The sequence below is a fragment of the Collinsella sp. AM23-17 genome (genome assembly GCF_003470945.1).
In the GTDB taxonomy this organism is placed as follows: domain Bacteria; phylum Actinomycetota; class Coriobacteriia; order Coriobacteriales; family Coriobacteriaceae; genus Collinsella; species Collinsella aerofaciens_O.
Map to the genome: position 1 here is coordinate 1 of NZ_QRHU01000061.1, position 537 is coordinate 537.

The window sequence follows — 537 nt, forward strand, 5'->3', positions numbered from 1 at the left end:
ACCGGAGGGGCGCCGGGGGCGGGAATCGCGCACTCCATATTTTGTTCACAAATTAATTAACTGGGCTCCGAGTTGCTCAGAGTCGCACATATGGTCATAAACCTCGGACAGACCGTATGACCTCGGGAATCTTGCTGTCCACTGTAGACATATCATCTTTATACCCTCGTCGGTCTCCGCTAGTTAGCCCATCATAAATTGAAGGACAACGTTAACAAACCTATAAAACGCCAGCGGGGGCTCTATCACTAATTAGATAGAGCCCCCGCTGGCGGAGTTTATTTGATTGAAACAACGCCCCTTAATTGATTTACTGGAAATAAGGAGCAAAAGATCCGTCCGGATATACGTGGCGACAGAACCCTGGAGCCGGCTGATCGCCACCAGAAAGCGACATAAACAAAAAGATCGGCTCTACCTCACCGCGAGCGACAACGATGCCCTCGACTAAAGTCAATCCGAGCACGCCTAAAACAGAAAGGGCAAATGTTAGCTTATAGAACGCAAAAAAAGGGGGAGGCCGCGAGGCCTCCCCCT

The 537-nt window shown here is 50.3% G+C and carries 1 protein-coding gene; it reads right to left on the minus strand.

The annotated features are described in order from the left end of the window. Positions 1-310: 310 nt before the first annotated feature. Positions 311-537 (minus strand): hypothetical protein (locus tag DW645_RS10155; protein ID WP_233540765.1); only part of this gene is annotated, 227 nt, incomplete at its 5' end.